Origin of the sequence: Desulfofundulus sp., from assembly GCF_049701015.1 — a bacterium.
Lineage (GTDB): Bacteria > Bacillota > Desulfotomaculia > Desulfotomaculales > Desulfovirgulaceae > Desulfofundulus.
Genome location: NZ_JBNATZ010000092.1, coordinates 1 through 9,258, shown reverse-complemented (window position 1 = coordinate 9,258; position 9,258 = coordinate 1). Strand labels below are relative to the sequence as shown.

Below are 9,258 nucleotides of genomic sequence, written 5' to 3'. Positions count from 1 at the left end.
AGGCGCAGGGCATCAAGCCGGGCCCGCCGCCCTCAAAAAAGCCGGGGCGGGGTGGTACGCGGGAAAGATAGCGAACCTTGGCCGGTACCAGCGGCAGCTTGAAAGGGTGGTGGCTGATGAGCAGGTCCGGTATCGACTGCGGACGAACAGAACAATTCAAGGTGCCGCCTGAGCACAACCGCCTTTTCCCCCGGAGCTGGCGGGTGAAGGTCTGTTTGCTGTTGCTGTTAACGCCTGTGCTCCTGGCCGGCTGCTGGGACCACCGGGAGGTAGAGGACCTGGGCATTGTTCTGCTCACGGCGGTCGATAGCGCGCCGGAGGGCAGGGTCCGCCTGGAGGTGCAGGCCCTGGTTCCCGCGGCTGTTGCCGGCGGGGGTGGTGGTATGGCAGGTATGGGTGGTGGAGGCGGCGGTGGCGGCGGGCGCAAGCGCTACCTCAACCTGTCCATGGAGGGACGGACAATTTTTGAAGCCGTCCGCCGCCTGTCCATGGAAACCCCCCGGGAGCTTTTTTTCGCCCACAACAGGTGATCATTCTTTCTGAAAAACTGGCCCGGGAAAGGGGGGTCGCGGAAGTGCTGGACTTCTTTGAGCGCAACCGCCAGTTCCGGCGGGACACCTGGGTCCTGGTGGCCAGGGGGGACCCCAGGGATATCATGGAAGTTCCCGTCCACCTGGAGGTCACCCCGGCCCAGAATATCATGGGGGTGGTCATCCGCCAGAAGCTTTCCAGCCGTTTTTCGGTCACCCGCCTGGGGGATTTTGTCAGGATGCTGGAGAGTTCGGGTGCGGAGCCGTATACGGCTATCGTGGAAGCGGTACCGAACACCGCCTTCAGCAGCATGTCCCTGCGCCCCGGGAGTACGGGCCCCGCACCCTCTCATAACATCAGAGTAACAGGGACGGCCGTCTTCCGCCGGGACAGGCTGGTGGGCTGGCTCAACGAGAAGGAAGCCCGGGGATTGCTGTGGGTGCGGGGAGAAGTGCTGGGCGGGCCGGTTACTTTTTCCCTGCCGGGGGCCCGGGGTGAACAGAAACTGGCCGTGGAGATTTTGCGTGCCGGCCGCGGGGGGGTAAAGCTGGAGCCGTATCTGATCGGCGGCCAGCTGGGTATGCGCGTGAAGATACGCACCCGTGTTAACCTCACCGAATCAGAAAACCTGGAAGTCGATTTGAACAATCCCGCAGTGGTGTCCCGGCTGGAAGACCAGCTGGCCGGGGCGATCAAGGAAGAAGTGGTGGCCTGCGTGACCAGGTTGCAGGAGGAATTCCGGGCCGACACCCTGGGTTTTGGTGAAGTGGTGCACCGCAAGTACCCCCGGGTGTGGAGGCAGGTGGAAAAGGAATGGGATGACGTTTTCGCTTCCATGCCCGTGACCGTGGATGTGAAGACGGAAATCCGGCGCACGGGCCTGATCAACAGGCCGCTGCGGCCGCCGCAGAAACAGGAAGCAAGGTTCAAGGAGGGTGGGAGCAGTGGAGGTTGCTTTGCTGGTCGTGATCTTCATCCTCATCATAGCTCTGCAGGTACCGCCTCTGGTTAAAAAGAAAATGTGGCGGGAACTGGTCGCTTTCAGCGTGTTACTGCTCATCGGTATGATCTACAGCTTTGGCCTGGCTTTAAAAATACCGCTGCCCAACCCGGCCAGGGCCGTGGAAGCTGTTTTCGCCCCGCTGACCAATCTTATTCAAAAAGCGCTCACCTGATTACAGACGCCGGGAAGTTCGGCCGCGGACCCCCGGTGGGAAAGGCTGGACATTGCCGGCCCGTGGGACTATAATTATGCCAGGAGTGAAGGCCCGTCGTTTGCTGGCGGTGGGCCTTTTTATATGGAGGGATCTTTCCGTGGGCCTGGACATCGCCCTGTTATTGATCAGCCTGGGGGTCATCCTGGTCAGCGCCGGTTTTTTTACCAACGGTGTGGAATGGTTGGGCAGGAAATTCCGCCTGACCGAGGGGGCCGTGGGGAGCGTTCTGGCTGCGGTGGGGACGGCCATGCCGGAAACGGTCATCCCCCTGATAGCCATCCTGGTGGGTGGTGGTGAAGTGGGGGAAGAGGTAGGCATCGGGGCTATCCTGGGTGCGCCCTTTATGCTGGCAACCCTGGCCTTGTTGATCAGCGGAGGGGCTGTGCTGGCCTTTCGCCGCAAGCGCCTGGAGCCCGACCCCCGCGTGATCCGGCGGGACCTGTTTTTTTTCCTGGTAGCTTATACGCTGGCTGTGGCGGCTGCTTTCCTGCCCCGGCTGTGTAAGTTTCTGGCCGCCCTGGGGCTGGTTGTTGCCTATATTTATTTCGTTTACCTGACCATTGCCAGGGGGCGAACCCTGGACCGGGAGGAAGGCGACCATGAACCCCTGTACCTGTGCAAAAAGCTCGACGACCCTCCCCTGGTTTTGGTAATCATTCAGGTGCTCCTGGCCTTTTCCGGGATTGTAGCGGGGGCGAAGGTTTTTGTGAATGGTGTGACGGCGCTGGCATCGTTGCTGGGAATCCCCGCTTTTGTCTTCTCCCTTCTGGTTGCTCCGCTGGCCACGGAGATGCCCGAAAAATTCAACAGTGTCATCTGGCTTGCCCAGCGCAAGGATACCATGGCTCTGGGTAATATTACCGGGGCCATGGTCTTCCAGAGTTCCGTCATTCCAGCCATCGGCATTCTCCTGACCCCGTGGGTGCTTACGAAAACGGCCTTTTTAAGCGCGCTTCTGACCCTGGTTTCCGGGCTGCTCACTTACCTGCTGCTTTTGAGGTGGGGTTTTCTGGATGCGCGGCTCCTTGTTGCCTACGGTGGCGCTTTTTACGCTGCCTTTGTGGCAGCGGTGCTGACGGGTGTCATAGGTTAGTTTTCGCCCATCGCTCCCTTTGTGGGATGAAATTCTCATTGGTAGGATAAATTGATACCTGGAATGGAAATGACTATCAGGGGCGAATTGCAGCTTGTCATAAAGGAGCCAAAATGATAAACTGATACAGATAAATAGTCAAATTTCGCTGCCGGGTGATGACTGTGGCCGCTTTGTACAAGCCCCAGAGAAGCCTCTGGCTGCTGCTGATTCTTATGCTGCTCGGAGCCCTGTTGGGTGACGCGCTGGGGGTCGTGCTCATTCCTCTGCTGCCGGTGCTCAAACCATTTAGCTCGGTCGGTCTGGCTCCGGCCACTTTAGATCTGCATTTTATCCGGCTCACCTTTGGTTTCACCCTTACACTGGGCCCCCTTACGGCCCTGGGTTTACTTCTGGGATATCTTCTGTACCGCAAACTCTAAATGGTGGAGGTTAAAAAGTGTTACCCATTTACCTGGCCTCTTCTTCGCCGCGCCGGAGCATGTTGCTTAAGCAACTGGGCTTGCCTTTTACCGTAGTGCTGCCTGAAGTCGAGGAAGAGGTGCAAGAAGGGTTGCCCCCCCACCAGCTGGTGGAGACGCTGGCCTTAAAGAAAGCCGGGGCCGTGGCTCCTTCCATTGCCAGAGGGTTGGTGGTGGCCGCGGATACAGTGGTGGTCTGGCAGGGCAGGGTCCTGGGCAAGCCCGCCGACGCCCGTGAGGCTGGTGAGATGCTGGGTCTTTTGTCGGGGAACGTGCATGAAGTTTACACAGGCGTGGCGGTGGTGGAAAAACCCTCCGGGCGCCAGGTGGTTACTCATGAACGCACCTTCGTTGAGTTCAGGCCGCTTACGGCGGAAGAAATTGCGGGGTACGTGGCTACCGGCGAACCTCTGGACAAAGCAGGGGCTTATGCTGCCCAGGGACTGGGGGCAATTTTTATTGCCGGAATCAGGGGGTGCTATTTTAATGTGGTCGGCCTTCCCCTGGCCCGTTTGGCCCTGGTTTTGAAGGAATTTGGCATCGACCCCCTGAAGTATGCTCGAAACAACTGAGTTTTACACCGGAAGTTTCCCCGGGAACCTGCCGGGCATCTTACTTAAGATATATTTGGAGGCTGCAGAAAGTCTTGGACTCTCCGCCGTATCGCATTACCATCAAGGATATGCCCGTGGATTTGCGCCCGCGGGAGCGCATCGTGCGGGAAGGTGCCGGGGTGTTGACGGATATGGAACTTTTAGCCGTTCTCCTGCGCACCGGTACGCCCACGGCCAGTGCCATCGAGCTGGCTGCCGCCTTATTGGGGCGTTTCGGGAGCCTGCGGGGCCTGGTTGACGCTTCCGTAGAGGAGTTGAGCAGTATCCGTGGCGTCGGGCCGGCCAAGGCGGCCATGTTGAAAGCAGCGCTGGAACTGGGGTGCCGTATTGCCCGGTCCGGCGGGGAGGTCCGCCCGGTGATCAGGAGTCCCGAAGATGCTGCCTGTCTGGTCATGGAGGAAATGCGCCACCTGGACAGGGAGCATTTTCGTGCGTTGCTGCTCAATACCAGGCACCAGGTGATCGCCCGGGAGACCATTTCCATTGGGACTCTCGGTTCCTCCACGGTGCACCCCCGGGAGTTGTTTAAGAACGCCATCCGCCGCAATGCGGCGGCGGTGATCCTCCTGCACAACCACCCCAGCGGGGACCCAACCCCCAGCCGGGAGGACCTGGAGGTAACCAGGCGCCTGCTGGAGGCTGGCCGTATTATCGGGATAGAAGTTCTGGATCACCTGGTTATTGGGGATAATAAGTACGTCAGTTTCAAGGCGCAGGGTTTGATTTAAACGATCTGGGCAGGAAAGGGGCGAGAACATGCGAATCGGGCTGTTCTCCAAGGATATGGGTATAGACCTGGGTACCGCCAACTCCCTGGTTTATGTAAAAGGTAAAGGTATTGTTTTAAGGGAGCCCTCGGTGGTGGCAATTCAGCGGGATACGGGTCAGGTGCTGGCTGTGGGGGATGAAGCCAAGCAGATGATTGGCCGTACGCCCGGCAACATCGTGGCCATCCGGCCTATGAAGGACGGTGTAATTGCCGACTTCGACGTGACCCAGAGCATGATTAAGTATTTTATCAATAAAGCTCTGCGCAACCGCACCTTTCTTATCCGCCCCCGGGTGGTGGTTTCGGTTCCCTCCGGGGTGACGCCGGTGGAGGAGCGTGCGGTGCGGGAAGCTGCCCTGCAGGCGGGTGCCCGGGAAGCGTATCTCATTGAAGAACCCATGGCTGCGGCCATTGGCGCCGGCCTCCCCGTGCATGAGCCAACGGGCAACATGATCGTCGATATCGGTGGGGGTACCACCGAGGTGGCTGTAATTTCCCTGGGGGGCATTGTTACCAGCCGCTCCATTCGCATTGCCGGGGATGAGATGGATGAAGCCATTATCCAGCACGTCAAGAAGGCCTATAATCTCATGATCGGTGAACGTACGGCGGAGGAGATCAAGATTGAAATCGGGACCGCCTATCCCGACGGGGAAGTACAGACCTATGACGTCCGGGGTAGGGACCTGGTGAGCGGCCTTCCCAAGACGGTGCGCATTACCTCCGAAGAGGTTTACAAGGCTCTTTCCGAGCCGGTTTCGGCTATTCTGGATGCCATCAAAGGTACTCTGGAGCAGACCCCGCCGGAACTGGCGGCCGACATTATGGACCGGGGCATTGTCATGGCCGGGGGCGGTTCAATGCTGCGGGGGCTGGACCGGCTGGTGAGTGAAGAGACGTCCATGCCCGTACACCTGGCCGATGAGCCTCTTTTGTGTGTGGCCTACGGTACGGGGCGGGTGCTGGAAAATATCGATGTTTTGCGCCGGGTACTCATTCACCCGCGCAAGCTTTCGTAAACTGTTGATAAAAGAAAAATGGGGTGTTGGTCCCGTTGACTTCGGGCAAGAGGATTTTTTCCCTCGTTGTTCTGCTGGTCCTGGTCCTGTACGTAATGCGCGTGACCGCCTATGGTCGCGTGGAAGCAACGGCCCCGGAAAAGACGCTTATGGATGTCTTTGCTGCTCTGGAACAGGCGGCCACCGGGCTGGGCCGGGGGGTCAGGGACGTGGTTGCTTTCCCCCTTTCCCTGCTGAATGCGTCGCGCCGGGCGAACGAGCTGTCGGAGCAGGTGGCCCGTCTGGAAGGAGAGCTCAACAGGGCTACGGAATACCGTTTGGAAAACGAGAGACTGAAAAAACTTCTGGATTTTAAAAGCGGTCCCGCTGTCGACTCGGGACTTGAAGTTGCAGCAGCGGGAGTTGCAGGCAGGGACCCCGGGAACTGGTTCAGCACCATTACCATCAACAAAGGGAGGTCCAATGGTATCAGGGAAAACATGACAGTCATCACTCCCCGGGGTCTGGTGGGGCGGGTGATCGCCACCACTGACCGTACCGCCACCGTTTTACTGATTACCGACCCGCGCAGCGCCGTGAGCGCTCTGGTGCAGGAGACCCGTACGCCGGGTATGGTGGAGGGTACTGCAGGGAGTGCCGGTACTCTGCACATGATTCACATACCCAACGACATGCCTGTGAGACCGGGGCAGACTGTGGTCACTTCCGGCATGAAGAGTATTTTTGTCAGGGGTATCCCTATCGGGGAGATCACCAGCGTGAAGAGGGACCCTACGGGTCTTTTCCTGGAAGCTTCCGTCCGGCCTTTTGTTGATTTTAACCGGCTGGAGGAAGTACTGGTTGTCACCGGGGCAAAACCCGCCGCCCAGTGACCCGGGCTTTTGCGCCGGGCGTTTTGCCTTTGCCATTGGATGAAAAAGATTGGTGCGGGAGGTTTTTCCTTTGTTGGGCTTGCTGGTCCTGCCTGGATTTTTACTGCTGGCCCTGTTGCTGCAGGCAACAGTCGTGGATTTGATCCGCGTCAGAGGTGTGGCACCGGATCTAATTTTTTTACTGGTGGTTTTTTACGCGTTCTGGAGAGGGCAGCGGGAGGGTGCTTTCTGGGGTTTTGTGGCCGGTCTTTTGAAAGATTTTGTCACCGGCAACTATTTTGGACTCAACGCCCTCTCTACTGCCGTGGCCTGTTATCTGGTAGGCTGGTCGGAATCCCGTTTGTACAAAGAAAGCAGCCTGGTGGTCATGGTCCTGACTTTTCTGGCCACGCTTGTAAGTCAACTGATTTATTACCTCCTGCTGGCTTACTTGAAGGTCAAAGTCAGTCCGGGGGTGGCCATATTCCGGGTAATTCTCCCCTCAGCCCTGTACAATGCGCTGCTGGTTCCGTTATTTTACCGTAAGTTTTACCGCCTGTACCTGAAAGGATGGTTCGGGGTCGGCCAGTTTTAGTTTGGAAGCCGGACAGGGGAAGGATGCACCGTGGTCATAAACGGAGGGACAGCAAGAAATCTGGAGAAAAAGTTACAGGTGTTGCTGGGCCTGGTGATGGCCGCTTTTGTGGTTCTCACAATCCGCCTGGCTTACCTGCAGCTGGTGGAGGCGGGTAAATATCAGGTCATGGCCCAGCAGAACCACCTCCGGTTGATTCCCATCATGGCTCCCAGGGGGGAGATCATCGACCGCAACGGAGTGCGTATCGTGGGCAACCAGCCGGTTTACGCGATTTCCTTTGCCTATCTAGGGGTTAAGGATACCGACCGTGTAATTGCCAGGCTGGCCCAAATTTTAGTGGGGGAAAAAAGCTTTCAGGGCATGAGCGTGGGCGAAATAGAGCAGGAAATCCATAAAAAACTGGACGAACAGAAGTTGCGTCTTTATGAGCCGGTACCCATAGCCGAAAATGTGTCCAGCGAAACGGTCAGCCGTATTGAGGAACAGCGACTGGAACTGCCCGGAGTTCTTATAGATGTACGTCCGGTACGGTACTACCCCTATGGGGACCTGCTGGTGCCCACCCTTGGTTACGTGGGCATTATGGACCAGAAAGAGCTCGAGGAGAATAAAGACAAGGGTTACAGGCTGGGGGACTCCTGGGGTAAGGACGGCCTGGAGAAATCTTTTGAGCCTTACTTGCGGGGCCAGCAGGGTGCCCGCCAGGTAGAGGTGGATGCCCAGGGGCAGCCGGTGAGGGATCTGGGCGTGAAGGAGCCAGTACCGGGAGATAACCTGGTGCTCACCATTGATGCCCGGCTTCAGCGGGCAGCTCAGGATGCACTGGCCCGGGGTATAGCCCGTTTGCAGAAGGAGGGCTATGGTCAGGCCAGGGCCGGGGCGGCAGTGGTGCTCGATGTGCGTACCGGGGAGATCCTGGCCATAGCGAGCCACCCCACCTATGATCCCACCATCTTTACCCGGGATCTTTCCCCGAAAGAGTGGAATGAGGCGTGGGCCAAAATTACCCGGGATCAATCGCTGCTTAACCGGGCTATAGCTCTGTATCCCCCGGGTTCCACCTTTAAAATGGTGGTGGCTGCGGCGGCACTGGAACTGGGCAAAATAACCCCCCAGTTTGCCATTAACGATACCGGACATTACAAGTATAAAGTTGACTGGAAACCGAGCGGGCACGGGAAAGTGGATGTGGTGCGGGCCATCAAGGTATCCTGCGACACGTTTTTCTGGACCGTTGGTGCCATGCTCGGCCCCGAACCTATTGCACACTATGCCCGGGAATTCGGTCTGGGGCAGAAAACAGGGCTGGAACTGCCCGGGGAATATGCCGGCCGCATACCCGGGCCGGAGCAGAAATACAACCTGTGGAAGCCCCTTCTGGACAGTGTGCAAAAGCAGATGGACGATATCCGCAAGGAGTATGAGAAGCGTATGGCCGGCGCGGGTGAAGGGGAAAAGGAGGCCCTGGAGCGGGAGATGAACAGCCGCCTGGCACCTCTGCAGGAGAGGTATGATAAAATAGAGTGGGAATTGCAGTGGCGGGAGTACGATACGCTGGATATGGCCATCGGCCAGGGGAACAACTACTATACCCCTCTCCAGCTCGCCAATTATGTGGCGGCCATTGCGAACGGGGGCATTCTTTACAAGCCTTACCTTGTGAAGAAAGTCGTCGCTCCCGACGGGCAGGTGGTGGCTGAATTTTCTCCCCGGGAGCTCCACCGGGTCAACGTCTCGAGCCGTACACTGGAGATACTGCGACGGGGTATGCACGAAGCCACCCTGCCGCCTGACGGCACTGCTGCCGGCGTGTTCGCAGGGGCGTCATACAGCGCGGCTGCCAAAACCGGAACTGCCGAGGTTCATGGTCACGACAACCATGCACTTTTTGTGGCCTTCGCCCCCTATGAAAAGCCGGAAGTGGCCCTGGCCGTGGTGGTGGAGTATGGCGGTCACGGGAGTTCGGCTGCCGGTTCCGTGGGCCGGGAGATTCTGGACGCATACTTTGCCATGAAGAACCAGCCTTCCAATACGGGGCTGGTAAATCAGCAAAAACCTGCCCAGGAACAGGCAACGGGAGCTGTTCACGCCGTGCCCGCACCTTC

General features: G+C 58.2%; 11 protein-coding genes. All 11 read left to right on the top strand.

Features of this window, described 5'->3' with window-relative positions; translation table 11 throughout:
- Nucleotides 1-116 precede the first annotated feature (116 nt).
- Nucleotides 117-530: a hypothetical protein gene (locus ACPLUI_RS07425; protein ID WP_424659632.1), complete on the top strand. Its 414-nt coding sequence runs from the start codon at nucleotides 117-119 to the stop codon at nucleotides 528-530.
- Nucleotides 527-1,543 (top strand): Ger(x)C family spore germination protein, encoded by a 1,017-nt coding sequence (locus ACPLUI_RS07420; RefSeq protein WP_424659631.1) that lies wholly within the window; start codon nucleotides 527-529, stop codon nucleotides 1,541-1,543. Before ACPLUI_RS07425 ends, ACPLUI_RS07420 begins: the two co-directional genes overlap by 4 nt.
- Entirely contained in the window at nucleotides 1,476-1,706 is a 231-nt protein-coding gene (locus tag ACPLUI_RS07415) for a hypothetical protein (protein WP_424659630.1), read from the top strand. Before ACPLUI_RS07420 ends, ACPLUI_RS07415 begins: the two co-directional genes overlap by 68 nt.
- 139 nt (nucleotides 1,707-1,845) lie before the next feature.
- Nucleotides 1,846-2,841, top strand: coding sequence for a sodium:calcium antiporter (locus ACPLUI_RS07410; RefSeq protein ID WP_424659633.1), 996 nt, complete (start codon nucleotides 1,846-1,848; stop codon nucleotides 2,839-2,841).
- A 215-nt stretch (nucleotides 2,842-3,056) separates the two neighbouring features.
- Complete coding sequence (locus ACPLUI_RS07405; protein ID WP_424659629.1) at nucleotides 3,057-3,263, top strand: DUF4321 domain-containing protein; 207 nt, start codon at nucleotides 3,057-3,059, stop codon at nucleotides 3,261-3,263.
- Between the two features lie 17 nt (nucleotides 3,264-3,280).
- A complete protein-coding gene (locus tag ACPLUI_RS07400) occupies nucleotides 3,281-3,874 on the top strand; it encodes a Maf family protein (protein WP_424659628.1) in 594 nt (197 codons plus the stop codon).
- A 74-nt stretch (nucleotides 3,875-3,948) separates the two neighbouring features.
- On the top strand, nucleotides 3,949-4,644 hold the full coding sequence (gene radC, locus ACPLUI_RS07395) for a RadC family protein (protein ID WP_424659627.1): 696 nt from the start codon (nucleotides 3,949-3,951) through the stop codon (nucleotides 4,642-4,644).
- A 28-nt stretch (nucleotides 4,645-4,672) separates the two neighbouring features.
- The gene (locus tag ACPLUI_RS07390) at nucleotides 4,673-5,704 is read left to right on the top strand and encodes a rod shape-determining protein (protein WP_424659626.1); all 1,032 of its coding nucleotides are present in this window, start codon (nucleotides 4,673-4,675) and stop codon (nucleotides 5,702-5,704) included.
- A gap of 35 nt (nucleotides 5,705-5,739) precedes the next feature.
- Complete coding sequence (mreC, locus tag ACPLUI_RS07385; RefSeq protein WP_424659625.1) at nucleotides 5,740-6,576, top strand: rod shape-determining protein MreC; 837 nt, start codon at nucleotides 5,740-5,742, stop codon at nucleotides 6,574-6,576.
- A gap of 70 nt (nucleotides 6,577-6,646) precedes the next feature.
- Nucleotides 6,647-7,150 (top strand): rod shape-determining protein MreD, encoded by a 504-nt coding sequence (gene mreD, locus ACPLUI_RS07380; RefSeq protein WP_424659624.1) that lies wholly within the window; start codon nucleotides 6,647-6,649, stop codon nucleotides 7,148-7,150.
- 30 nt (nucleotides 7,151-7,180) lie between these two features.
- Nucleotides 7,181-9,258 (top strand): penicillin-binding protein 2 (gene mrdA / locus ACPLUI_RS07375; RefSeq protein WP_424659623.1); only part of this gene is annotated, 2,078 nt, incomplete at its 3' end.

Bases quoted from the DNA above. Each gene is read 5' to 3' on its own strand.
- ACPLUI_RS07425 (WP_424659632.1), top strand. From the start codon at position 117: ATGAGCAGGTCCGGTATCGACTGCGGACGAACAGAACAATTCAAGGTG.
- ACPLUI_RS07390 (WP_424659626.1), top strand. From the start codon at position 4,673: ATGCGAATCGGGCTGTTCTCCAAGGATATGGGTATAGACCTGGGTACC.
- ACPLUI_RS07405 (WP_424659629.1), top strand. From the start codon at position 3,057: ATGCTGCTCGGAGCCCTGTTGGGTGACGCGCTGGGGGTCGTGCTCATT.